This window comes from Citrobacter sp. Cb023, from assembly GCF_030336805.1.
Classification (GTDB): Bacteria; Pseudomonadota; Gammaproteobacteria; order Enterobacterales; family Enterobacteriaceae; genus Citrobacter; species Citrobacter braakii.
Genome location: NZ_JAOWCV010000038.1, coordinates 807,621 through 830,749, shown reverse-complemented (window position 1 = coordinate 830,749; position 23,129 = coordinate 807,621). Strand labels below are relative to the sequence as shown.

At 51.6% G+C, this 23,129-nt stretch carries 23 protein-coding genes; 12 read left to right on the top strand and 11 right to left on the bottom strand.

The genetic code is table 11. The annotated features are described in order from the left end of the window. Window positions 1-2: 2 nt before the first annotated feature. From entH to OGW44_RS17805, 3 genes are all read left to right on the top strand, one after another. A complete protein-coding gene (entH, locus tag OGW44_RS17815; RefSeq protein WP_029139447.1) occupies window positions 3-416 on the top strand; it encodes a proofreading thioesterase EntH in 414 nt (137 codons plus the stop codon). A 185-nt stretch (window positions 417-601) separates the two neighbouring features. Next, window positions 602-2,707: a pyruvate/proton symporter CstA gene (gene cstA, locus OGW44_RS17810; RefSeq protein WP_016152202.1), complete on the top strand. Its 2,106-nt coding sequence runs from the start codon at window positions 602-604 to the stop codon at window positions 2,705-2,707. Window positions 2,708-2,770: 63 nt separating this feature from the next. After that, window positions 2,771-2,968, top strand: coding sequence for a YbdD/YjiX family protein (locus tag OGW44_RS17805; RefSeq protein WP_019076244.1), 198 nt, complete (start codon window positions 2,771-2,773; stop codon window positions 2,966-2,968). Between the two features lie 103 nt (window positions 2,969-3,071). Here OGW44_RS17805 and OGW44_RS17800 read toward each other — a convergent pair whose 3' ends face one another. Further along, window positions 3,072-4,160 carry an oxidoreductase gene (locus OGW44_RS17800; protein WP_016152204.1) on the bottom strand — a complete coding sequence of 363 codons (1,089 nt, stop codon included), beginning with the start codon at window positions 4,158-4,160 and terminating at the stop codon, window positions 3,072-3,074. 132 nt (window positions 4,161-4,292) lie between these two features. Between OGW44_RS17800 and OGW44_RS17795 the strand changes: the two genes are divergently transcribed. Continuing rightward, a complete protein-coding gene (locus tag OGW44_RS17795) occupies window positions 4,293-5,453 on the top strand; it encodes a pyridoxal phosphate-dependent aminotransferase (RefSeq protein WP_046275110.1) in 1,161 nt (386 codons plus the stop codon). On the opposite strand, the gene OGW44_RS17790 is transcribed toward OGW44_RS17795, so the two are convergent. The 4 genes from OGW44_RS17790 to dsbG form a co-directional block, all read right to left on the bottom strand. Next, window positions 5,454-6,071, bottom strand: coding sequence for an IbrB-like domain-containing protein (locus OGW44_RS17790; protein ID WP_016155950.1), 618 nt, complete (start codon window positions 6,069-6,071; stop codon window positions 5,454-5,456). Continuing rightward, window positions 6,056-7,279 carry a phosphoadenosine phosphosulfate reductase gene (locus tag OGW44_RS17785; protein ID WP_185654264.1) on the bottom strand — a complete coding sequence of 408 codons (1,224 nt, stop codon included), beginning with the start codon at window positions 7,277-7,279 and terminating at the stop codon, window positions 6,056-6,058. Before OGW44_RS17785 ends, OGW44_RS17790 begins: the two co-directional genes overlap by 16 nt. A 149-nt stretch (window positions 7,280-7,428) precedes the next feature. Further along, window positions 7,429-8,349: a DNA-binding transcriptional repressor CitR gene (gene citR / locus OGW44_RS17780; RefSeq protein ID WP_016155952.1), complete on the bottom strand. Its 921-nt coding sequence runs from the start codon at window positions 8,347-8,349 to the stop codon at window positions 7,429-7,431. 204 nt (window positions 8,350-8,553) lie between these two features. Further along, window positions 8,554-9,300, bottom strand: coding sequence for a thiol:disulfide interchange protein DsbG (gene dsbG, locus OGW44_RS17775; protein ID WP_016155953.1), 747 nt, complete (start codon window positions 9,298-9,300; stop codon window positions 8,554-8,556). A 374-nt stretch (window positions 9,301-9,674) separates the two neighbouring features. Between dsbG and ahpC the strand changes: the two genes are divergently transcribed. The 6 genes from ahpC (at window position 9,675) to OGW44_RS17745 (ending at window position 16,330) form a co-directional block, all read left to right on the top strand. Beyond that, entirely contained in the window at window positions 9,675-10,238 is a 564-nt protein-coding gene (ahpC, locus tag OGW44_RS17770; protein WP_004859485.1) for an alkyl hydroperoxide reductase subunit C, read from the top strand. 154 nt (window positions 10,239-10,392) lie between these two features. After that, window positions 10,393-11,958, top strand: coding sequence for an alkyl hydroperoxide reductase subunit F (ahpF, locus tag OGW44_RS17765; RefSeq protein WP_016152210.1), 1,566 nt, complete (start codon window positions 10,393-10,395; stop codon window positions 11,956-11,958). 223 nt (window positions 11,959-12,181) lie between these two features. Continuing rightward, window positions 12,182-12,736, top strand: a complete 555-nt coding sequence (locus OGW44_RS17760) for a TorD/DmsD family molecular chaperone (protein ID WP_185654265.1) — start codon at window positions 12,182-12,184, stop codon at window positions 12,734-12,736. After that, window positions 12,733-15,009, top strand: a complete 2,277-nt coding sequence (locus OGW44_RS17755) for a molybdopterin-dependent oxidoreductase (RefSeq protein ID WP_016155955.1) — start codon at window positions 12,733-12,735, stop codon at window positions 15,007-15,009. Before OGW44_RS17760 ends, OGW44_RS17755 begins: the two co-directional genes overlap by 4 nt. Continuing rightward, window positions 15,006-15,563 (top strand): 4Fe-4S dicluster domain-containing protein, encoded by a 558-nt coding sequence (locus OGW44_RS17750; RefSeq protein WP_047415127.1) that lies wholly within the window; start codon window positions 15,006-15,008, stop codon window positions 15,561-15,563. The genes OGW44_RS17755 and OGW44_RS17750 overlap by 4 nt, the downstream gene beginning before the upstream one ends. Next, a complete protein-coding gene (locus OGW44_RS17745) occupies window positions 15,563-16,330 on the top strand; it encodes a dimethyl sulfoxide reductase anchor subunit family protein (protein WP_185654266.1) in 768 nt (255 codons plus the stop codon). Before OGW44_RS17750 ends, OGW44_RS17745 begins: the two co-directional genes overlap by 1 nt. Before the next feature lie 69 nt (window positions 16,331-16,399). Here the strand turns inward: OGW44_RS17745 and uspG are convergent, their stop codons facing one another. Then, the gene (gene uspG, locus OGW44_RS17740; protein WP_016152215.1) at window positions 16,400-16,828 is read right to left on the bottom strand and encodes a universal stress protein UspG; all 429 of its coding nucleotides are present in this window, start codon (window positions 16,826-16,828) and stop codon (window positions 16,400-16,402) included. 187 nt (window positions 16,829-17,015) lie between these two features. Then, window positions 17,016-17,426, bottom strand: coding sequence for a nucleoside diphosphate kinase regulator (rnk, locus tag OGW44_RS17735; RefSeq protein WP_005120853.1), 411 nt, complete (start codon window positions 17,424-17,426; stop codon window positions 17,016-17,018). 275 nt (window positions 17,427-17,701) lie between these two features. Here rnk and OGW44_RS17730 point away from each other — a divergent pair, with 275 nt between their 5' ends. Together OGW44_RS17730 and OGW44_RS17725 are read left to right on the top strand one after the other, a co-directional pair. Beyond that, entirely contained in the window at window positions 17,702-18,532 is an 831-nt protein-coding gene (locus tag OGW44_RS17730; RefSeq protein ID WP_016152216.1) for an alpha/beta fold hydrolase, read from the top strand. 96 nt (window positions 18,533-18,628) lie between these two features. Then, complete coding sequence (locus tag OGW44_RS17725) at window positions 18,629-19,252, top strand: flavin reductase family protein (protein ID WP_131380900.1); 624 nt, start codon at window positions 18,629-18,631, stop codon at window positions 19,250-19,252. Window positions 19,253-19,293: 41 nt separating this feature from the next. Here OGW44_RS17725 and rna read toward each other — a convergent pair whose 3' ends face one another. From rna to citX, 4 genes are all read right to left on the bottom strand, one after another. Further along, on the bottom strand, window positions 19,294-20,100 hold the full coding sequence (gene rna / locus OGW44_RS17720) for a ribonuclease I (RefSeq protein ID WP_185654267.1): 807 nt from the start codon (window positions 20,098-20,100) through the stop codon (window positions 19,294-19,296). 110 nt (window positions 20,101-20,210) lie between these two features. Then, window positions 20,211-21,674, bottom strand: a complete 1,464-nt coding sequence (citT, locus tag OGW44_RS17715) for a citrate/succinate antiporter CitT (RefSeq protein ID WP_016152219.1) — start codon at window positions 21,672-21,674, stop codon at window positions 20,211-20,213. 25 nt (window positions 21,675-21,699) lie between these two features. Then, window positions 21,700-22,605 (bottom strand): triphosphoribosyl-dephospho-CoA synthase CitG, encoded by a 906-nt coding sequence (gene citG, locus OGW44_RS17710; protein ID WP_047359502.1) that lies wholly within the window; start codon window positions 22,603-22,605, stop codon window positions 21,700-21,702. Next, window positions 22,574-23,128 (bottom strand): citrate lyase holo-[acyl-carrier protein] synthase, encoded by a 555-nt coding sequence (gene citX / locus OGW44_RS17705; protein ID WP_185654268.1) that lies wholly within the window; start codon window positions 23,126-23,128, stop codon window positions 22,574-22,576. The genes citG and citX overlap by 32 nt, the downstream gene beginning before the upstream one ends. Window position 23,129: the final 1 nt, after the last annotated feature.

Genomic DNA, 23,129 nt, shown 5'->3' with positions numbered 1-23,129 from the left:
CGATGATCTGGAAACGTCATTTAACGCTGGATGAACTGAATGCCACCAGTCAGAACACGATGGTGGCGCATTTAGGCATGGTCTATACCCGACTGGGGGATGATGTGCTGGAAGCCGAAATGCCGGTGGATAGCCGGACGCATCAGCCGTTTGGTCTGCTGCACGGCGGCGCGTCGGCGGCCCTGGCGGAAACATTGGGTTCGATGGCGGGTTATCTGATGACTCGCGACGGGCAGTGTGTGGTGGGTACGGAACTGAACGCCACGCACCATCGGGCGGTTGCGCAGGGGAAAGTGCGCGGCGTTTGCCAGCCGCTGCACCTCGGTCGTCAGAGCCAAAGCTGGGAAATTGTCATCTTTGATGAGCAGGGACGACGCTGTTGCACCTGTCGTTTAGGCACTGCGGTGATGGGGTGAAGTCGCCCGACAAAGTAAAATGAAATTGCAGGGTTAACGGCTAAATGAAGTGATCCAGTTAACAATGCAATGTAAATACTCAGTGATACTTCGGGTTTACATGGTTGTCAGGTTGTTAAATTCAGAAAAGATGTTATAGAAACAAAATGTAACATCTCTCTGACCAGGACAACGGAAAACCAAGTATGAATAAATCAGGGAAGTACCTCGTCTGGACAGTGCTCTCCGTTATGGGAGCATTTGCCCTCGGCTATATCGCATTAAATCGTGGCGAACAGATCAACGCGTTGTGGATAGTCGTGGCGTCGGTCTGTGTCTACCTTATCGCTTACCGTTTCTACGGCCTGTACATCGCGAAAAATGTACTGGCGCTGGACCCGACGCGTATGACGCCTGCCGTGCGTCATAACGATGGTCTGGACTATGTTCCTACCGATAAAAAAGTGTTGTTTGGCCACCATTTCGCGGCGATTGCTGGAGCGGGTCCATTAGTTGGACCGGTGCTGGCGGCGCAAATGGGCTATCTGCCGGGTATGATCTGGCTGCTTGCCGGGGTGGTACTGGCGGGGGCGGTGCAGGACTTTATGGTGCTGTTTGTTTCTACCCGTCGCGATGGTCGTTCCCTTGGCGAACTGGTGAAAGAAGAGATGGGCCCAACGGCGGGCGTCATTGCGCTGGTGGCCTGTTTTATGATCATGGTGATTATCCTCGCGGTACTGGCGATGATCGTCGTGAAAGCGCTGACCCACAGCCCGTGGGGAACCTACACCGTCGCCTTTACTATCCCGCTGGCGATCTTCATGGGGATTTACCTGCGTTATCTGCGCCCGGGCCGCATTGGTGAAGTGTCGGTCATCGGTCTGGTATTCCTGGTGTTTGCTATTATTTCCGGCGGCTGGGTGGCTGAAAGCCCGACCTGGGCACCGTACTTTGACTTTACCGGCGTACAGTTGACCTGGATGCTGGTGGGATACGGCTTTGTCGCCGCCGTACTGCCGGTGTGGCTGCTGCTGGCGCCGCGTGATTATCTCTCTACCTTCCTGAAAATCGGTACCATTGTTGGTCTGGCGGTAGGGATTCTGATCATGCGTCCGACGCTGACCATGCCTGCGCTGACCAAGTTTGTTGACGGTACAGGCCCGGTCTGGAGCGGTAACCTGTTCCCGTTCCTGTTTATTACCATCGCCTGCGGTGCGGTCTCTGGTTTCCACGCGCTGATTGCCTCCGGCACCACGCCGAAGATGCTGGCGAATGAAGGTCAGGCCTGTTTTATTGGCTACGGCGGGATGCTGATGGAATCCTTTGTCGCCATTATGGCGCTGGTGGCGGCCTGCGTTATCGACCCGGGCGTCTACTTTGCGATGAACAGCCCGATGGCTGTACTGGCACCTGCCGGAACCACCGATGTGGTTGCGTCAGCGGCACAGGTTGTGAGCAGTTGGGGCTTTGTTATCACGCCTGATACGCTGCATCAGATTGCGAACGATGTCGGCGAACAATCCATTATCTCCCGCGCAGGCGGTGCGCCGACGCTGGCGGTGGGCATGGCGTATATTCTGCATGGTGCGCTGGGCGGCATGATGGATGTGGCGTTCTGGTATCACTTCGCCATTCTGTTTGAAGCCCTGTTTATTCTGACGGCGGTAGACGCCGGTACGCGTGCCGCACGCTTTATGCTGCAGGATCTGCTGGGCGTGGTGTCACCGGGTCTGAAACGTACCGATTCGCTGCCTGCGAACCTGCTGGCAACGGCGCTGTGTGTGCTGGCCTGGGGTTACTTCTTGCACCAGGGCGTGGTGGATCCATTGGGTGGTATTAATACCCTGTGGCCACTGTTTGGTATCGCCAACCAGATGCTGGCCGGTATGGCGTTGATGCTTTGCGCGGTGGTGCTGTTCAAGATGAAACGTCAGCGCTACGCGTGGGTGGCGCTGGTGCCAACGGCCTGGCTGCTGATTTGTACCCTGACCGCCGGCTGGCAGAAAGCGTTTAGCCCGGATGCGAAAATTGGCTTCCTCGCCATCGCTAACAAGTTCCAGGCGATGATCGACAGCGGAAATATTCCGGCGCAGTACACTCAGTCGCAGCTGACGCAGTTGGTGTTTAACAACCGCCTGGATGCGGGTCTCACTATCTTCTTTATGGTAGTCGTTGTGGTGCTGGGTCTGTTCTCCATCAAAACTGCACTGGCAGCACTGAAAGAGGACAAACCTACGTCGAAAGAAACGCCATACGAACCGATGCCTGAGAATGTCGAAGAGATCGTGGCGCAGGCGAAAGGCGCGCACTAATATTCTCTTAACCAACGAGCCCTCTCCTGAATGGGGAGGGCGTTTGTTCGACAGGGAACCACTATGTTTGAAACGCTCTCTAAAGCCGGGAAGTATTTAGGTCAAACCGCCCGATTAATGATAGGTGTGCCGGATTACGACAACTATGTTGAGCATATGCGCGTCACGCATCCGGACCTGACGCCAATGACCTACGAAGAATTTTTCCGCGAACGCCAGGATGCGCGCTACGGGGGAAAAGGCGGCGCGCGCTGCTGTTAATGCTCTTCATCATTCAAGCTGCAGGCGTGTTCACCCTGGTCACTTACCTTTGTAAGTTCCAGGGTTTCGCTGCGTTGCTGCCATCAGGCATCCCACACCATAATCACACCGTAAACGATTCTACTTTTTCGAACGCTGCGCGCAGCGTCTGTGGCGTTAACGTTACCGGCAGCGCATGAATGGACTCCACCGGGCGCAGGGTGTGCGCAATCACGTTGTCGATTTCGGCACGGTTGTTGATGTCCACTTCCAGTTGAGCCAACCGGGTTGGCAGGTTGAAGCGCTGATAGGCAGTAATTAACTGCGCCAGCACATCATCTTGTCCCAGCAGCGCGCTCTGCACCAGTATGCCGTACGCCACTTTGGTGCCATGCAAAAACTTCTCCGTTTGCGGGAGCACGGTCAGGCCATTATGTACCGAATGCGCCGCCGCCACGCGGGTGTAGCGCTCACCCAGACCGCCGACCATGCCGCCTCCGGCAATAATTGCATCCACTACATCGCAAAACGTGCGGCTTAACGTACCTTGTTGCTTATCGACCAGCGCCTGCTCGCTGCTTTCCAACAGGACGTCGCGGATCGTCTGCGCAGCATGGATACCCAGACGTACGGTCAGAGGCAGGTTTTCCGGCTCAGGTGCGAGCACGACTGCCTCGTACCATTTCGCCAGCGTGTCGCCGATCCCCGCCAGTAAGTATTCTTCAGGCGCATTGAGAACGATCTCTGGCTCGACCAGCACGAGGAAATTGGCGTCAGCGAAAATTTCGAAATGCAGCGCCTGGCCTGCATCGTTGTACCAGACGGAGAGCGGTGTCCATGCGGCGCAGGTCGCTGCGATAGTAGGAATACCGACAAAAGGCAGACCCAGACGACGAGCCAGCGCTTTGGCCGTGTCGAGCAATGTCCCGCCGCCCACACCAATCACCACGCTGCGATTCTCTCCTGACTCTTTTGCCAGTTGAGTAACATCGGTTTCACTGCAATGTCCCGTAAACAGCAGGTGTCTGGCATCGGCAAGATGAAATGCCTCAGGCAGATAAGGGCGGGCCGCGTCGATGGCGCGTTCACCGTAAACCCAGACGGCGCGTGAGAGTTGCTCTGCGGTGAAAAAATCGTTGAGTCTTGACAGGCTGCCGGGATGGGAAAAATAGTTGGCCGGGCCGGTGACGACGCGAATCTCGGTATTACTCATGTTGTGTTGTCCTTTTGGCTGTCCTGTCAATGCAGGTTATTTTTATATAGACGTCCGAACGTCTTGATTGCCAAATACTAGCATCGTGCTATAGTGGCTTCAACCACAACATCACACGCTGGGATAACAATAATGAGTAATAACCCGCTGATTCCGCAAAGCAAACTGCCTAATCTTGGCACCACTATCTTCACGCAAATGAGCGCGCTGGCGCAGCAGCATCAGGCCATTAACCTCTCGCAGGGATTTCCTGATTTTGACGGCCCACTTTTTTTGCAGGAACGCCTGGCGTATCACGTCGCGCATGGCGCAAACCAGTATGCGCCGATGACGGGCGTACAGCCGTTGCGCGAAGCCATTGCGGATAAAACCGCGCAGTTGTACGGCTATAAACCTGATGCGAATAGTGAAGTGACCGTGACGGCGGGGGCCACAGAAGCGCTGTTCGCCGCAATTACGGCGCTGGTGCGTCCTGGCGATGAGGTGATTTGTTTTGACCCGAGCTACGACAGCTATGCGCCCGCGGTCGAATTATCCGGCGGCGTAGTTAAACGTATCGCGCTGCAACCGCCGTCTTTTCGCGTCAACTGGCAGGAATTTAGCGCTGTACTCAGCGAACGTACCCGACTGGTGATCCTTAACACGCCGCACAACCCTTCCGCCACCGTATGGCATCACGCCGATTTTGATGCCCTGTGGCAGGCAATTAAAGAACGTGAGATCTTTGTCATTAGCGACGAAGTTTATGAGCACATTTGCTTCGCCGGACAGGGACATGCCAGCGTGCTGGCGCATTCACACCTGCGCGAACGCGCCGTTGCCGTTTCATCGTTTGGGAAGACCTACCATATGACCGGCTGGAAAGTCGGCTACTGTGTTGCGCCAGCCGCCATTAGCGCTGAATTACGCAAGGTACACCAGTATCTGACGTTCTCAGTGAATACGCCGGCTCAGTTGGCGCTGGCGGATATGCTGCGGGAGGATCCAACACACTATCGTGAGTTGCCAGCCTTTTATCAGAAAAAACGCGATGTGTTGGTGAACGCGCTGCGTGACAGCCGACTGGAAATTTTGCCGTGTGAAGGCACCTATTTTCTGCTGGTCGATTACAGTGCCGTCTCCACGCTTAACGACGTTGAGTTTTGCCAGTGGCTGACCAAAGAAGTGGGCGTTGCCGCGATCCCGTTGTCGGTTTTCTGCGCCGATCCTTTCCCGCATAAGCTGATTCGTCTATGTTTTGCCAAGCAAGAATCGACGCTGCTGGCGGCAGCCGAACGTCTGGTTGCGCTGTAGTTATTTTACTGTCCAGGCTTTGGAGAAGCGACGGTCGGCAAATAACTCTTGCAGACCGTTAATTTGTTTCAGACGTAAAACCTCATCGTCGTCCATACCTAACTCTTTACTGATTTTCTCTTCGCTCCATCCCAGGAGCGATAATTCACGAACGATTTCCGACATGGCATGAATTTTATGCCGCCCGCGGGCACGGTTATGACGAATTGTCGCTGCCATGCGTTCATGGCGTTCACGCTGTAAACAGGTGACCGGCAGGTAGCCATGCAGGCGTGATTTCAGCGACGGTTTGCTTTTACCTAGCTCATGACGGTGGAAACCATCGACAATTTCGTATTCTTCCGCCGTGGAGTGAACTACCACGATGGGCTGCGTGAATCCGTCTGCTTCGAGGGATTTCTGCAGCAGCTTTTTCTCCGGAGGCGCAACGTTATTAGGGTTATAGTCATTGGGTGAGATATGCTCGTTTTTAATCCATAGTACACAGTCTACTGGCTCTTCACGAAAAGGGCTGACGCTGTGGATAGCCATTCTGAATTGGTTGATTGCTTCAATTCGCTCTTCTTCTGACAGCCCAGAAAGAAAACCAGTGAGTTCTTGAGTTAGTCGGTGTTGCATAAGATTCCCCATTGCTGGCGTTTTATTTTCATGCGTTCATTATAACGTTGGTAGTTTTTGGGTTTTGTGGGGCTGAATGACAGCGCCCGGCACCAGTAGTCGTTATTCAGCAGGACTTTACAGATACGCCGCCACGACGGAATATCCGCTGAGCCAATATCTTTTTCCTGAGTTTGCGGGATATTGTCCATGCCCTTTTTCTTATACCACTGCAAATAGATGGCGATTTTATTGCGATAATGCTCAGCGGTCTTTTCCGGCATGCTATTGAGTAGCAGCATGGCGTATTCCTGCCAGTTTAAATGTTCGGGTTTTAATATTTTGCGGTGCCCGTAAAAATGGTTGTCCTGACCGGCATAAATTCCGCCACTTTTTACACCGCTGACACGGGCACACATGGCTGCCCAGCGCTCGGGTTCAATGACGTGATATAGCCATAATCCCTGACGCTGTTCCGGGCCAAAGGGCTCACAAATACGCATGTAACGTGTTGGGACACCGGCCTGATACATGAGATTGTATAAGGGATTGCACGACATTCTGGTTTTTGCGAACCAGGTCCAGATATCGGCAGTTTTCCAGTCATAAATCGGGTAAATATACCAGGTATGCCCGCCGGGGGCGCTGGTGGTCCAGGGTTTATCATCGGCAAAGCGCTGCTTTTGCGAATTGGCAATGGCGACAAAACGATTATATGACTCATCGGCGCGGATCCCGACCATCATGCCGGCTGGACGTTTCTCTGAATACCAGTCAGCGAACTCGCGAACAAATTGTTCAAAGGTCATGCCGGGTTGATAGAAGGAGAAATACTCTGGATCGGATATGGCATCCGTGGGAGGCTGGCGAACCCACGGAGTACCTGGTTCCCAACACTGCCATTCTGGCTGAAATTGAGAGAGGGAATTCTGGGTGGTGAGCGGTAAAGCCACCCAATAAAAGCGCTCGATGACATCAGAATAACGTGCACGAAGCGCCTCAACATAATCAATAGTGCAGGAAAACTGGGCTTCCCAGTCGATAAATAGTACATCAATTTTTTTATGCAGTTGGCGTGCAAGCATAGCTGTCAGATGTAACATCAGTCCTGAATCTTTCCCGCCGGAGAAAGAGACACAAACCCGAGGCAGAGTTTCCAGCGCCCAGGTTATGCGCTCCAGAGCGGCGTCCAGCACGTTTTGAGCAAGCGGGATTTTATAAATAGACATATTAAGCTCATATCAGAATTATTATTCAAAACAATAACAAATGCTGACAATAAGATATGCTAATTTTTTTCAGGTGCAACGTTTTAATACATTCATGGTTGTTTTGAATTGCCTTTATTCATAAAAATATAAAATGAATAGCTAAAGCTCTATTTGTTAGTCCTCTGGTCATTTTTATCATTTATTTTATTAATTAAATTAACGAAGCCAGTATTGTTGAGTGATGCTCTGTTATACATCAAAAATAAATTTATTTTTGGTAAGGGGATATCGATACAGATCTCTTTTAAATTAAATGAGCCGGTATATTGTTCGTAAACATCCCTTGGTAGCAGACCTATGATATCTGTGTTTGAAATAATATTAATGATCGTTATTAATGAGTCGCTGCGGAAACCAATATCTCGATTAGCCAGCAAGGCGCTGGTTTTTTGCCAGTATTCTTTAACGCCAGGGTCTTCAGAGATAAGTTGCGTGAACTGTTCTTTTAATATTGTTTCAAGCGTGCTTTCTCCATTAATTCTTGGATGGTTTTTGTTGCAAACTAATATTGTTTCAGCAGTTTTAAATGGTGAGCATATTATCGAGCGATTACTCACTGGGGCGGTAGCAATGACTAAATCTGCTTTTCTGTAAGCCAACAGATTTTCCGTACTTTCAGCAGTGATGAGTATGTTATGGTGCTCAATTTCGACATGTGAGTCTTCTCTGAGAAAATGAATAACTTCCTCGATGTTGATAATGGTTGGCAGTTGTGGACAGTAAATAATGAATTTTTTCTTCAGACTGGAGTTATTCATGATGTTTATTGTCTGCTCCAGACTGTTGAGGTTTTTCTCAAGATGATGATGGAGGTTAATCCCCATAATCGTTGGCGTTAGGCCTTTTCCGGAGCGGATAAACAGTGGGTCATTAAATTGTGTGCGTAGCCGTTGCAGTGACTGGCTAACGGCAGAGGGGGTAATATACAAAGTTTCAGCAGCTTTAGTGATACTCAAATGTTGATAAATACACTCAAAGATAACCAACAGATTGAGATCGAACTTTTTGAGGTCATAGAGGTTAGCCATGCATACCTTCCTGTGATGGTCATGTTTTGAAAGATTTAATTTTGAAATATTTTAAGTTGTGATTATTCTTGTGATTTATGTTTGTGTGCTTAATGAATTATTAATTTAAACTAAAATAGCACATATTGCATAATTTTGACCAAAAAAGTTAATTTAAATGAGTGATTGACATGAAAATGATAACAACCACTCATTTTGTTACTTTTATTTATTACCCATGATAATGTTTAATTTCTCCTTATCCGGCAAGCCGACTTCCTGTTGTAACGTATCGTCTTTACTCATGTAATAGATAGCCGGCGTGACGTTGGCGCCTAAATCATCCATCAACTTTTGATTGATATTCAATACCTTCATCTGCTCCGGTGAAATGGAGGTCGGGATTTCTAGCTTCATATTCCCACCAGATGCCTCATAGTCATGCCAGGTCTTGGCCGGATCTTTTGCGGCCAGAATCGCAGCGGCGGTAGCCGGGCTTTCGGGTTTAATTACGCCAACCAGTATTGTGCGCAACTGAACTTTACCTGAGTCTACCCACGGGCGAGCCTTTTGCCAGAACTGTTTGCAATAGGGACAGAAGGGATCGGCAAACACATAGACAATGACTGGAGCCTCTTTTTTCCCGTCCAGAATCCAGGATGTTTTTTCCATTCGCTGCCACATTTCGCGTCCGGCAGGGGCGTAGATCTCTTTTTCTATCAGCGTATTACTGAGGTTTTCACCTTTTTCGTTATACATATAACCGGAAATGGCGTGTTTGCCGTCAGGCGTAACATAGATAGTAACGCCCATATCCTGGTATTTTCCCAGGTAGCCCTTCATTCCACCCGGCGCGTCGAAGGGTTTGAGAATAGTAATGCCCTGTTTCTCAATAGCTTTAACGGGGGCAGGAAGTTCTTCGGCGTGCACCACGGCAGGAAGCAGGGTTAAGAGTAAGGTACGTTTAAACATTAATTTTCCTTATAAAATCAGAAGGAAAGGGGGCTAAGTTGCAAAACCTATCGCAGCCATAGGTAAGATCGACCGTCTGTCGATTGCCCTTTCTTGAGTGGGGTGATGTAATCCCAATCGCTGTTACGACCTTTGTTAAGGTAATGTAGAGCGCAACACATAGCCAGCCCTGCTGGCACTGACGTTACCTGCGGGTAGCTCGGGTAATGAGGCTCCCTGCAAAGGGGGCCTTTTTTACTTTTATCTTTAGGTTCACAACATGAGTTTGAGTGGGTTGTTAGTTAACGCTTATTGATTTGATAAAGGAAACACATTAGCCCTGCGAAGAGATTTTCGTTAACTTATCTCTCAACGAAAACACGGAGGAAGTACAGATGTCTTTGATTAATACCAAAATTAAACCTTTCAAAAACCAGGCGTTCAAAAACGGTGAGTTCATCGAAGTAACCGAGAAAGATACCGAAGGTCGCTGGAGCGTCTTCTTCTTCTACCCGGCTGACTTTACTTTCGTTTGCCCGACCGAGCTGGGTGATGTGGCTGACCACTACGAAGAACTGCAGAAACTGGGCGTAGATGTCTATTCCGTATCTACTGACACCCACTTCACCCACAAAGCATGGCACAGCAGCTCTGACACCATCGCGAAAATCAAATACGCGATGATCGGCGACCCGACTGGCGCCCTGACCCGTAACTTCGACAACATGCGTGAAGATGAAGGTCTGGCTGACCGCGCAACCTTCGTTGTAGACCCGCAGGGTATCATCCAGGCAATCGAAGTTACCGCTGAAGGTATCGGCCGTGATGCGTCTGACCTGCTGCGTAAAATTAAAGCCGCACAGTACGTTGCCTCTCACCCAGGTGAAGTTTGCCCGGCGAAATGGAAAGAAGGCGAAGCGACCCTGGCTCCATCCTTAGATCTGGTCGGTAAGATTTAAGTCGCATAATTTGTAGGCCGGATAAACGCAGTGCATCCGGCCATTCCACAGGCGCAGTTTGCGCCTGTTTCATTCCAGCACCATGACGCAAGTTGCATTAATGCAGTCCCGCAAAGTCGGCTTGCATGATGATGTTTTCAGAGAGGGAAGAAGAATGCTCGACACAAATATGAAAACCCAGCTCAAGGCTTATCTTGAGAAACTGACCAAACCTGTTGAGCTGATTGCTACGCTGGATGACAGCGCTAAATCGGCAGAAATCAAGGAACTGCTGACTGAAATTGCTGAACTGTCAGAAAAAGTCACCTTTAAAGAAGACAATACTCTGGCGGTACGCAAGCCATCGTTCCTGATCACCAATCCAGGTTCTCACCAGGGGCCGCGCTTTGCCGGTTCTCCGCTGGGCCATGAGTTTACCTCCCTGGTGCTGGCGCTGCTGTGGACCGGTGGTCATCCGTCAAAAGAGGCGCAGGCGTTGCTGGAGCAGATCCGCGATCTCGACGGTGATTTTGAGTTTGAAACCTATTATTCGCTTTCCTGTCATAACTGTCCGGACGTGGTACAGGCGCTGAACCTGATGTCGGTACTGAATCCACGCATCAAGCATACGGCGATTGACGGCGGTACATTCCAGAACGAAATTACCGATCGCAACGTGATGGGCGTTCCGGCGGTGTATATGAACGGCAAAGAGTTCGGTCAGGGGCGTATGACGCTGACTGAGATCGTGGCGAAAGTAGATAGCGGCGCAGAAAAACGTGCGGCACAAGAGCTGAACAAACGTGATGCTTATGACGTGCTGATTGTCGGTTCCGGTCCTGCGGGGGCGGCAGCGGCAGTGTACTCTGCACGTAAAGGTATTCGCACCGGTCTGATGGGCGAACGTTTTGGCGGTCAGGTTCTTGATACCGTTGATATTGAAAACTACATCTCGGTACCGAAAACCGAAGGCCAGAAACTGGCGGGCGCGCTGAAAGCACACGTTGATGACTATGATGTTGATGTGATCGACAGCCAGAGCGCAAGTAAACTGGTTCCGGCGGCGCAGGAAGGCGGTTTACATCAGATTGAAACGGCATCCGGCGCGGTGCTGAAAGCACGCAGCATTATCATTGCCACCGGTGCGAAATGGCGCAACATGAACGTTCCGGGTGAAGATCAGTATCGCACCAAAGGCGTAACCTACTGCCCGCACTGCGATGGCCCGCTGTTCAAAGGCAAGCGCGTTGCGGTGATTGGTGGCGGCAACTCCGGTGTTGAAGCTGCTATTGACCTGGCAGGCATTGTTGAACATGTGACGCTGCTGGAGTTCGCACCTGAAATGAAAGCTGATCAGGTGCTGCAGAATAAGCTTCGCAGTCTGAAAAACGTCGATATTATTCTGAATGCGCAAACGACAGAAGTGAAAGGCGATGGCAGCAAAGTCACCGGCCTGGAGTATCGTGACCGCGTGAGTGGCGACGTTCACAGTGTGGAACTGGCGGGTATCTTTGTACAGATAGGTCTGCTGCCAAACACCAACTGGCTGGAAGGTGCCGTCGAGCGTAATCGCATGGGTGAAATCATCATCGATGCCAAGTGCGAAACCAGCGTGAAGGGGGTTTTCGCCGCTGGTGACTGCACCACCGTACCATATAAGCAGATCATCATCGCGACCGGTGAAGGCGCGAAGGCCTCATTGAGTTCGTTTGATTATCTGATTCGCACGACAGTAGCATAAAAAAAGTAAGACACACCTGCAATGCCAAAACCGTCAGCCATCCGCTGGCGGTTTTTTATTTCCACGCTTTCAGATTGTCAATTCTTGAAACAATAAACCGCATAACACATTCATTTAATGAGTCTGAACATTAGTTTCATCAAAGAAAGATGAGGCGTTTTCTTTATTATATCAACCTGCATTACGTTTTCATTTGTTTTATGAATAAATGGTTGGTTAATTCATGGGTGAAATATATGAAACCCTGACGATCTTTGAATCGACAGGGTTATTGTTGCGTGATTTTTTTATTTCTCACGATAGTCACACGCTGAAAGCGGCTTATTCAGCTCTGGAAACACATGCCTCGACGCTTACAGAACAGGAGTGGTTGGACGCGGAGTACGACTTCAATGCGCTATTTGTCGGGCCACAGACGTTAAAGGCTGCGCCGTTCGCTTCGGTTTATCTCGAAGAAGATGCCCTCGTAATGGGTAAATCAACTTTGAGCATTCGGGAATTCATGGCAAATATAGGTTTATCTATAAACCACAAAAATAATATACCGGATGATCATATTTCATATGTATTGGAATTGGCGGTTTTATTATCGGCTAATGCCAGAACATCAGCTAAATACCAGGTCGCCTTCACTCGATATATAAGTGAGTATATAGCGCTGTGGGTGCCCGAGTATATCGAAAAAATAAATATAAATGCACAAACCGCCACGCTGAAAACCGTAGCGGGAAGGTTGTCTTCTTGGCTTAATGAATTAAACACGAGAGTATCAATATGAGTAATGAACCGGGAGTTCTGAACAGACGTTCATTTTTGAAAGGGTTAGTTGCCCTTGGAACCGTGGCTGCCCTGCCTGGGGGGTTGCTGACTTCACGCTGCGCATTGGCGCAACCGCCAATTCCGTTTAACCCTAAAACTTACAAAATTTCTCGCAACGCCTGTCCGCGTAACTGCTATGACACCTGTAGCCTGAAAACCTGGGTGAAGGATGACGTCATTACCTTTGTGGAAGGCGCGCCTGAGTCAACGTTTACGCATGGAACACCCTGTGTAAAAGGTCTGACTTATCCTCGCCGGGTGTATAGCCCGGATCGCATTAAATATCCGATGGTTCAGGATGTTCGCGGCAGCGGTAACTGGCGTCGTATCTCCTGGGACGAAGCAATGCAGCGCATTGCGACCAAGATGCTGGAGATTAAAAAGAAAGACGGCTCAATGCTGGGGCTGGCGCTGTCAAAATACTCAGGCAACCTTGGGGTGATGGGTTATGCCGTTGAAGGGATGATGTCTTCGCTGGGTTACACCACCCGTTTTGCCGGGACACCTTGCTGGCCAGCCGGTATCGACGCCCAGAACTATGATATGGGGGATATGTGGTGTAACGACCCGGAAGATTTTGTAAAAGCAAAATATATCATCATCTGGGGCGCGAATCCGGCCTGGTGCTCTATGCACACTATGAAATACATCTATCAGGCGCGGGAGAAAGGCGCAAAAGTTGTCGTTATCGATCCGCTGTTAACGCAGACCGCCGCGAAAGCCGATCTTTATTTACGTGTTCGCCCAGGCTCAGATGGCGCTCTGGCGCTGGGCATGGCGCGTCACCTGGTGGATAAAGGTTTAGTTGATCAGGATTTCGTCAATAACTATTCCCACGGATACCCGGAATTCGAAGCTTATCTGCGCAGCAGTGTGACCGTCGAGTGGGCCGCTGAAATTTGCGGTCTGTCGGCGGATGCCATTCGCCAGTTAGCGGAAGAGTTTACGGCGGTTAATCCTGCCACCGTGTGGATTGGCTACGGCATGCAGCGCCATGTTAACGGCGGCGCTAACGTACGGGCGATCGATGCCTTTGTGGCAATGACCGGCAATATTGGTATTGAGGGCGGCGGTGCCCGCTACGGTCATCTGCAGACATGGGGTTATAACTACCATGGAATGATGCAGAAGCCTCCTGCAGGTTCTGTCGGAATAAAAGGCGCAGGTGGTCCGGTGGGTGAGTTTGTCAGCGATAGCGGTGAGAAGAGCGAATACTCCGATCGTGCGCTGAATATCAACCAGACGGCGCAAGGGATTCTGGACGCCAGTGAACCACCGGTACGGATGCTGTGGGTGGCCTCTAAAAACCCGTTTGCTCAGGATTTCGACCGCAACAAGATGATCAAAGCGTTTGATAAACTGGAAATGGTGGTTTGTGTCGACCAGTTCTTCAACGAAACCGTCCAGCATGCGGATATCGTGCTGCCTGTCACTACCACCTTTGAACAATGGGATGTCTCTTCGTCTTATTGGCACTACTGGTTATCCGTCAACGAGCCGGCTATCAAACCGCTGTATGAGTGCAAGAGCGATCCGGAAATCGCGGCGCTGCTGTCCAAAACCATCAATAAACTGGAACCCGGTTCATGTACCTTCCCGCAGGCGTTTGATGCTAAACGCTGGTTGGATCAGGAATTTAATGAGGGGATGGGGAAACAGTTTGGCATTGCGGGCTGGGATGACCTGCTGGAAGGACCACGCAAAGCAAAAATGGTCAGCACCGCGGCCTGGTACGATCGCAAGTTCAAAACGCCGTCAGGCAAGTACGAGTTCAAATCAGAACGTTGTGCGGAAAATGGTCACACGGCTTTGCCGGAATATAAAGCGGGTGCACAGGGTGCGCTGCCGTTCCACCTGTTTACACCTCATCTTCAGTACGGTCTGCACTCGCAGTTTGTCAATCTGGACTGGATGCAGGTTTTCTGGCCAGAACCCTTTGTTTATATCCACCCGCTTGCTGCACAGAAAAAGGGCATCACTGAGGGCGCTCACGTCAAAGTCTTCAACGAGGTGGGCCATGTTGAGTTGCGAGCCAAAATTACCACTAATGTGCCGGAAGATTTTCTTGTGATGTACGAATCCTGGTTCAACAAGCTTAGTTACAACGTACAGAATGTGGTCAAAGATACGCCCGCCGATATGGGAAAAATGGCGACAGGCGCGCCCGGTGCGGCCATACACAGTCAATTTGTAGATATTACTCTGTCAGGAAATGAAGGAGCTGCGGCATGAGACGCGCGTTTTTAGTCAATAGCGATAAGTGCATCGGCTGCCGTGGCTGTGCGATGGCGTGTAAGAGTTTTAATCAGCTGGAGCCTGAACGTTTCTGGCGCTATGTCTACCCGCTGGATAAAGAAATTTACCCGCATGAGGAGCGAGCGTTCTACTCGCTGGCCTGTAACCATTGCGAAAATCCGGCCTGCCTGGCGGCTTGTCCGGTAGAGGCGTACACCAAACGCGAGGATGGTGTTGTGGTGCATAATCCGGAACGTTGTATCGGATGCAAAAACTGTATCCGCAATTGCCCATACGGTGCGCCGCGCTTTAATGAAGAGACGAAAAAAGCGGAAAAATGCAGCATGTGCTACGAGCGTCTCGATGTCGGTATGCAGCCGGCGTGCGTGAGTGCCTGCCCGGTAGGCGCCCTGACGCTTATCGATCTGGATGCCGATCCGATCCCCAACAATGCCGTACAGTATCCGCCGGGATTCCCACGTATGCCGCAGCTTAACCCTGGCACGCGTTTTATCCTCGCGCGTCAACCGAAGCAACCGGAGGGCAAGTAATGGAAAAGTATGAATTCCCTCTGGTTATTTTTACCGTATTGAGCCAGATGTCGGTTGGTATAACGCTCATTCTGACGCTGCGCACGCTGCAAGGGAAACTGGAAAGCAAGCGCCTGTACTGGCTGGTAAGCGGGCTGGTTCTGGCGGCTGCTTCCGTGGCGGCGGTATTGCACCTGGCGCATCCGGATCGCGCCTACAATGCCCTGATTAACCTCCAGCATGCCTGGCTGAGCCGTGAGATTCTCGGCGCAACTTTATACGGCGCGGCGGTGGGCGTGACGTTTTTGGCAAAAGGGCACAAAGCGCCGGCCATTCTGGCCTCTGTTCTCGGGATCGCGCTGGTGGCGGTACAGGGGATGACCTATGCCGCCCCGGCGATGGTGGCGATCGCCAACGGTCTGACGATGCTGCTGTTCTTCATCACGGTGTGGGTTATGGGTTGTGCGGCGATTCCGCTGCTTAACCTCACGCCTGCCGTTGCCGCATTGCGTCAGGGGATTTTCGTTTGTATGGCGGTCATGATTGCCGCGCCCATTATCTGGCTAAGCGGTGGCACCATCATGCAGATGACGGCACATGCCTGGCTGACGTCGCCGCTTTATCTGGCAAGTCTGGTGTGTCTGGCGGTGGCCTTTGTCCTCAGCAGCCAGGGCGAGCGTCGTGCAAAAGCGCTCTTTGTCCTGCTGTTTGTTGGCGTATTCCTGGGTCGTCTGACGTTCTTTGGCGATACGGTTAGTACTATCGTGAATATCGGTCATTTGTACTGATCGTCAGGCAATAAAAACCCCTGTCAGGCATTAACCTGGCAGGGGTTTTCTTTAGCAAATTAGAGACTATTAACGTACAACCAGCACTGGCAGAGTAGCGTGGCGAACAACGCTGGAAGCGTTTGAGCCGAGCAGATGAGTGCTGATTGATGGGTTGCGCGATCCAATGACGACCACATCCGCATTCAACTCTTCACCCAACTCGTTGACGACGTCACGTACGCTGCCAAAGCGGACGTGTTGTTTAATACGGGAAGGATCGATGCTGAAGTGACCGACCATCGTTTGCAGACGAGTTTCCGCTTCGTGTTGTAGATGCTCTTCAAAACGACGGACATCGGCTGCAAAGCGGTGCAGGCTTAAGCTTGCTGAGCCTGGCAGCACATGCAGCAGATGGATAACCCCGTTTTCCTGTGCCAGAAATTCTGCATGGCGAATAGCCTTGTCGCTCAGTTCCATTTCGAATACATCAACAGGCATTATGATTGTGTTGTACATAAACATTCTCCTTGTCATTACATGAACACATATCAGCATAGTATTAAAAATGATTCTGTCAGTCACGACACAGATTTATGTTTTGCGAACAGGAGATAAGGTGAGAGTCAGGAGCAGAGGACTAACCGGAAAGAGGATGCGGATGCATCCCCTGTAAGATAAAGCGAGTGGCTTTGATAAGACAGAGTTAGCGCAGGTAGTCGCCCGCAGCTTCAGGTTGGTACTCAAGCTCGATGACTTCGAGGTGTGTTGAGGTCCCGCCTGGTAGTTCCCAGTGAATGGTGTCGCCAACGCGCAGGCCCAGAAGTGCAGCGCCAACAGGTGCCATTACCGAAAGCTGTGTGCTGCTGTCAGTCATATTGGCCGGATACACCAGGGTACGCACACGGACTTCGCCATCACTCAGATTGCGGAATTTCACGCGGCTGTTCATGGTCACGACATCGTGCGGCATGGTTTCTGGTGAACACATTTGGGCACGATCCAGCTCGGCGTTCAGGGCGTCGGCAATCGGTAAACCAGCAAACGCAGGTTGCTCCAACAGGCGGTCAATGCGTTCCGCATCGAGGTCGTTAATGATGATAGTTGGTCTGGACATTTGTTACTCCATGTCGTCGATACTGCGGGTGCGCAGGTAAATAATCCCAAAAGAAAACCCTCACCGTCAGGCGGCAAGGGTTTAGCTTTTATGATGATACTGAGACTTACCCCTGGTTTGAAGTGATTTAGTTCACATTCAGGCAAATCATCAATATTGTTGCGTATGGTGTGATTTTAGCCGAAAAACGCGATCGTTCTCCAATTTGCATTATGCTTTTTAAGCGCTCGCTGCGGGCGCGTCAAACAACTCAGTGTTCCGCGACAGGAGATCTCATGAGCCAGTACGACAAACTTACCTTGAAAGACGGCAGCTATTTGCATTTTAAAGATTGGGGAAGTGGGCAGCCTATTGTCTTTAGCCATGGCTGGCCGCTGACGGCAGATGCGTTTGAAGATCAGATGCTGTTTCTCGGGTCGAAAGGATTTCGGGTGATCGCCCATGACAGGCGTGGGCATGGGCGTTCAGCCCAACCCTGGGATGGTCACAATATGGATCAGTATGCTGACGATCTGGCTGAACTTACCGCGCATCTCAATCTTAAAGATGCCGTACATGTCGGACACTCTACCGGGGGCGGGGAAGTGGCGAGGTACATTGGTCGCCATGGAACGCAGCGGGTAGCCAAAGCGGTGTTAATCGGCGCGGTGACGCCCATAATGATCAAGACCGACTTTAACCCAAATGGTGTGCCGAAAGAGGTGTTTGATGGCATCCGTGAGGGAGTGATAAACGATCGCGCTGCCTTCTTCTATGAACTGACCGCTGCATTCTATGGCTACAACCGCCCGGGCGTAAATGCGTCGAAAGCCGTTCGTGAAAGCTTTGTTGAACAGGGCTTACAAGGTTCCATCAAAGCGTTGTACGACTGTATTCACGCGTTTTCAGAAACTGACCTGCGTGAGGATCTCAAAAAGATGACTATCCCGACGCTGGTGATCCATGGTGATGACGATCAGATTGTCCCGTTTGAAACCTGCGGAAAGGTTGCGGCGGAAATACTGCCGGACGCGCAGTTGAAGGTGTATGTTGGCGGTTCGCATGGCATTTGCACTACCCATAAACAACAGATCAACGGCGATCTGCTCAACTTTATTCAATCGTAATCTTTAGCGGATTGTTCTACGCTGATCTTCTTTTTCCAGGGAGATGAGCGAAGCATAATTTGTGCTGCGCTGATGTTAACTTCAACAGAGAACGCTATGTATTTCTATCAACCATCACAAGGACACGGCTTACCGCATGACCCGCTGAATGCCATCATTGGACCGCGCCCTATTGGCTGGATTGCCTCCCGCGACAGCGACGGTCGGCATAACCTTGCACCGTACAGTTTCTTTAACTGCTTTAATTATCATCCGCCGATTATCGGTTTCGCCAGTAGCGGCTGGAAAGATAGCGTGCAGAATATTATCGACACCGGTGAGTTTGTCTGGAATCTGACGACTCTTGAGCTGGCCAGCGCGATGAACGAAACGTCAGCCAGCTTGCCTCACGGCGAGGATGAGTTTTTTGCCGCCGGGCTTAGCAAAGTAGATAGTCGGATAGTCAGCGTGCCGCGCGTGGCGCAAAGCCCGGTCAATTTTGAGTGTCGCTTATCGCAAAGTCTGCAACTGACCACCGCTGATGGTTCGCCTGTTGAAACCTGGCTGGTGCTGGGAGAAGTGGTGGGTATCCATATTGATGAAACGCTACTGGAAGGCGGCATCTACCAGACGGCGAAAGCAAAACCGGTACTGCGTGCGGGCGGGCCAACGGCGTATTATTCGATCAGTGAAACACACCGCTTTGATTTAATTCGCCCGGATGCCCGTTCAAAACGCTAACCATATGGACCGACGCCAGCTTGCCGCGCCGGTCGTTATTTTCAGTATCCCACTTTGTCGATAATAAACTTTTTACCGCAGTTACCCGGATGCGGTTGCGGTAAGAATGACTGTGCGGATAACGTCTGGTTAATGGTGTCGGCTTTCAGGGACAACTGGATTTCTGTGAGATAGGCCGGATTGCCGTGGCAGCTTAGCTTCACGGCTTTAACGTTCTCTCTGCCCCAGCTTTTAGCGACGGCCGCGTCAAATGCGCTGCGGCTGACGGTTTTGCCGTAGTTTTCCGCGAGGAATTTGCCAGCTTCGCTGTTCTTAACCTCATTATTCATCCGTACCATCGTGCCGAAGTATGCGTCGGGATCAAAACCGAAACAGGCGCCATGTTTGGCATATTCGTAACGTTCCAGACACGATCTCCCGCCGGCACCGGGCATTACGGCACTGAGTTTTGCCGCGCTTTCCAGCGACAGGCCCGTTTCGGGAGCCGCGCATTTACGGCTGGCGCGCGCTTCAGGCAGGTTGGGAATAGGGCGAGTCGCGCAGCCAAAGCGCATCCAGCGGCGGTTGTCTACTCCGCGGGCGGCGATGGATTTTGGCAGGCTGGGCCATAAACCGTGAACGGTCAGGAAATCTGCTTTGTCCGCGCTCTCTTTTTGCAGACGACATTCGGCGGGCTCTTGACGATTTCTCTCGTGTTGGCTCTGACAAAATCCGGTTTGCCAGGAGAGGGCCAGCACGTAGCTGTCAAAATCAGCGTACTGTTTTGCCTGAAGTTCGTCGGCCTGAGCTACAGAAACTGGGAGCAGAAGTGCTGCCAGCAGCGAAGAATAACGCCATGTTGATGTCATGATGATTTCGGATACTTATATCAATTCTGAATATCATCTATTTAATCATAAAAAATGCCAGTCAGGTTTAGCTGACTGGCATCATTTTCATCAGGCGGGAACCCGAATGATTAGCTCCACATTGCCAGAATCGGCCAGCCGACCAGCAAAAGCATAGAGATGTAGATAACGCCGAAGATAGCACCCAGACGCCAGTAGTCTTTGGACTTCACATAACCGCAGCCGTAGATAATAACGCCAGGGCCAGTTGCATACGGAGTCAGACAGCCCATGATACCGATGGACAGTACCAGCAGGATACACAGGTGTTCCATCGGAACGCCCGGGATGCCTTTACCGACGGCCAGAATAACCGGCAGCATGGTGGCGGTGTGTGCGGAAAGGCTGGCAAACAGGTAGTGAGCAAAATAGAACACCAGCACCAGAACGATCACGGTCGCGTTAGGCGAGAAGCCTTCCAGGTGCGAGCTCATCGTGTTGGCGAACCAGTCGATGAAGCCTGAACGGGTTAAACCATTCGCCATAACGACCAGCGTGGCGAGGTTAACCAGGGTGTTCCATGCGCTGTTATAACGGGTGATGTCTTTCCACGGGACAACGTGCAGCGCCAGCATCAGCGAGACTGCCAGCAGACCCACAGCGGTCGCATCAATCAGTTTACCGCCAAAGACCCACAGACCCAGGCTGAGCAGAACCAGACCGATCAGGGTCAGCTCTTTACGCGTCAGTTTACCCATGGTTTTCAGTTCATCACCAGCCCACGCGGCAACTTCAGCACTGTGAGTAACTTCTGGCTTGTAAAGAACATAGGACAGCCACGGAGCAACGATCAGCAAAATAATACCAACCGGCAGGAAGCTGAGGAACCATTGCAACCAGCTGATTTGAATACCGGCAATTTTATTGACGAATTCCAGACCCAGCACGTTAGGTGCAGCACCGGTAACGAACATAGAGGAGCTCAGGCTGGTACTGATTACCATCATCCACATCAGATATCCGCCGATACGGCGCGCGGACGGATCGTTCGGGAATGATTTAAACAGCGGCGGCAGGTTTTTGATAACCGGGAATACGGTACCACCGGTACGCGCGGTGTTGGACGGTGTAAACGGCGCCAGCAGAATGTCGATGATGACAATCGCGTAGCCCAGCGTCAGGGTGCGCTTACCCATGAATTTTACCAGGAACAGCGCGATACGACGACCCAGACCGGTGACTTCATAGCCCAGCGCGAAGATAAACGCGCCAAACACCAACCACACGGTAGTGCTGGAGAAGCCTGCCAGACCCCACTTCAGCGCTTGCTTACCCGCTTTAAACGCCGGGTCGGCCAGCTCTGAAGCATCAAACAGCAGATAGTTGCTGCCGATGACACAGATCGTTACGGCGATAAAGCTTATCGCTGTTGCCGGGATTGGCTCCAGGATCATCCCAACAATCATTGCCACGAAAACGGCAAAATAGTGCCAGGCTTGCGGGGGCATTCCATCAGGGACAGGGATAAGAAACATGACGCCCATTACGACCAATGGGGCCAGTAATTTCCATATTTTATCTTTTGCTAAAGACATGTGTGTGATTCTCCGGAAAGGATCTTTAATTGTGATAATGATGAACTTGTGAAATCTGAGCTAAGAACCAGGTGACGATCAGCAGATCGGCGCAGCCTCCTGGGCTGAGGTTGCGTTCAATGCACTGTTGGTCGAACTGGCGCAGGTATTCGAGATCGGCAGGGGTGCGAATCCCCCCTTGCTGCAATAGAGCGGTGGCCTGCTGCTGTAGCCAGCGCAGACCTTCTGCGCCGCCACGTGAAGCCACGTTGGTGTCGCCATTGATAGACATCAGCAGCAATAACGTGTCGAGTAGCGCCAGTTCAGGATCGCGGCCCTGAGTCAGCAGTGCGCGGTAGTGCGGCAGGGCATGCTGGATGACTAGCGGGTATCCCGCTTCGGCTTCGCCCCGTGCGCCGGTTAATCCCAGTTGTTGATAAAGACGTTGGCCAGCCGTGAGTTGTTGATTGTTCTGGCGCAGTTCGCGCTCGGTCAGGCCACGGCAAAATGTTGCTGCCGTAGAGCAAAGGGTTTCAGCGGTAACAGTCAGTTGGAGCTGGTGCAGGCGGCCAATGGCGGCACACAGCAGCCCCAGTGAAAAGATGCTCCCTTTATGGGTGTTTACCCCTTCGGTGGCGCGAAACATATCGGCTTCGCAGGCCATGCCCAGTGGGCGCAGTCCTTTCAATACATCTTCAGGCGACAGCTGTGCGCTAAACGCCCCATATTCAATAAAACGCGGCAGCCAGGCCTGAATTGCCTCAGCGCTGCGATGAAAATCTTCCAGCGCCATATCTTTATGTGCGCCGTTGTTAATACGATCCACCAGACCCGGTTTGGGCGACAGGTTGACTTCAGTCAACATGGCCCGCCACGCAAGCGTTGCGTAAGCGTCAGGCAGATCCAGAGGAAGGACTGCGTTATTGGTTGATGTTGCGGGAATCGGCATCATGCAGCAGAGCCTCCATCTGAGAGAGTAAGTCGGAAAGCGCGTGGGTTTTACCCCGCGCACATTCGGCAGCGCTTTGCTCGCACAGCAGACAGCGGCGGGCAGGGAGTGCGAAATGACGCCGGGACAGAATTTCCCCTTCAGGGGTCAGGACATCGATGTCCCATAACCGTCCCAGCGGATGTGAATACTCAAGTTCAATCGTGGCGAGCTTGAGATCGTGGGCCGGGGCCTCAATAGACAAAAGACCTTCCGGACCGCTGGCAGAAACCAGCGCCGTTTGCTCCCTGATAATCCAGGTGGATTTTTCCGCCAGCGCGAGCAGGGCGGTGACGCCGTGATTAAAGATGCGACGGGTTAATGCGCTGTCTTTAATCGGACCCGGTGCGACCACGGTAAACGAGACCAGTGGCGCGTGATGACGCGTCAGCCAGGCATGTTGCCTTGCTTGTCTCTCATCCCGGCTGGCGAGCAGCTCGGGAATCGAAACTGCGTGTTGGGTGGCGTGTTCAGGGAGCAGGCGCATG

Coding starts and splice junctions, on each gene's coding strand:
- entH (WP_029139447.1), top strand. CDS start 3: ATGATCTGGAAACGTCATTTAACGCTGGATGAACTGAATGCCACCAGT.
- cstA (WP_016152202.1), top strand. CDS start 602: ATGAATAAATCAGGGAAGTACCTCGTCTGGACAGTGCTCTCCGTTATG.
- OGW44_RS17805 (WP_019076244.1), top strand. CDS start 2,771: ATGTTTGAAACGCTCTCTAAAGCCGGGAAGTATTTAGGTCAAACCGCC.
- OGW44_RS17800 (WP_016152204.1), bottom strand. CDS start 4,160: ATGAGTAATACCGAGATTCGCGTCGTCACCGGCCCGGCCAACTATTTT.
- OGW44_RS17795 (WP_046275110.1), top strand. CDS start 4,293: ATGAGTAATAACCCGCTGATTCCGCAAAGCAAACTGCCTAATCTTGGC.
- OGW44_RS17790 (WP_016155950.1), bottom strand. CDS start 6,071: ATGCAACACCGACTAACTCAAGAACTCACTGGTTTTCTTTCTGGGCTG.
- OGW44_RS17785 (WP_185654264.1), bottom strand. CDS start 7,279: ATGTCTATTTATAAAATCCCGCTTGCTCAAAACGTGCTGGACGCCGCT.
- citR (WP_016155952.1), bottom strand. CDS start 8,349: ATGGCTAACCTCTATGACCTCAAAAAGTTCGATCTCAATCTGTTGGTT.
- dsbG (WP_016155953.1), bottom strand. CDS start 9,300: ATGTTTAAACGTACCTTACTCTTAACCCTGCTTCCTGCCGTGGTGCAC.
- ahpC (WP_004859485.1), top strand. CDS start 9,675: ATGTCTTTGATTAATACCAAAATTAAACCTTTCAAAAACCAGGCGTTC.
- ahpF (WP_016152210.1), top strand. CDS start 10,393: ATGCTCGACACAAATATGAAAACCCAGCTCAAGGCTTATCTTGAGAAA.
- OGW44_RS17760 (WP_185654265.1), top strand. CDS start 12,182: ATGGGTGAAATATATGAAACCCTGACGATCTTTGAATCGACAGGGTTA.
- OGW44_RS17755 (WP_016155955.1), top strand. CDS start 12,733: ATGAGTAATGAACCGGGAGTTCTGAACAGACGTTCATTTTTGAAAGGG.
- OGW44_RS17750 (WP_047415127.1), top strand. CDS start 15,006: ATGAGACGCGCGTTTTTAGTCAATAGCGATAAGTGCATCGGCTGCCGT.
- OGW44_RS17745 (WP_185654266.1), top strand. CDS start 15,563: ATGGAAAAGTATGAATTCCCTCTGGTTATTTTTACCGTATTGAGCCAG.
- uspG (WP_016152215.1), bottom strand. CDS start 16,828: ATGTACAACACAATCATAATGCCTGTTGATGTATTCGAAATGGAACTG.
- rnk (WP_005120853.1), bottom strand. CDS start 17,426: ATGTCCAGACCAACTATCATCATTAACGACCTCGATGCGGAACGCATT.
- OGW44_RS17730 (WP_016152216.1), top strand. CDS start 17,702: ATGAGCCAGTACGACAAACTTACCTTGAAAGACGGCAGCTATTTGCAT.
- OGW44_RS17725 (WP_131380900.1), top strand. CDS start 18,629: ATGTATTTCTATCAACCATCACAAGGACACGGCTTACCGCATGACCCG.
- rna (WP_185654267.1), bottom strand. CDS start 20,100: ATGACATCAACATGGCGTTATTCTTCGCTGCTGGCAGCACTTCTGCTC.
- citT (WP_016152219.1), bottom strand. CDS start 21,674: ATGTCTTTAGCAAAAGATAAAATATGGAAATTACTGGCCCCATTGGTC.
- citG (WP_047359502.1), bottom strand. CDS start 22,605: ATGATGCCGATTCCCGCAACATCAACCAATAACGCAGTCCTTCCTCTG.
- citX (WP_185654268.1), bottom strand. CDS start 23,128: ATGCGCCTGCTCCCTGAACACGCCACCCAACACGCAGTTTCGATTCCC.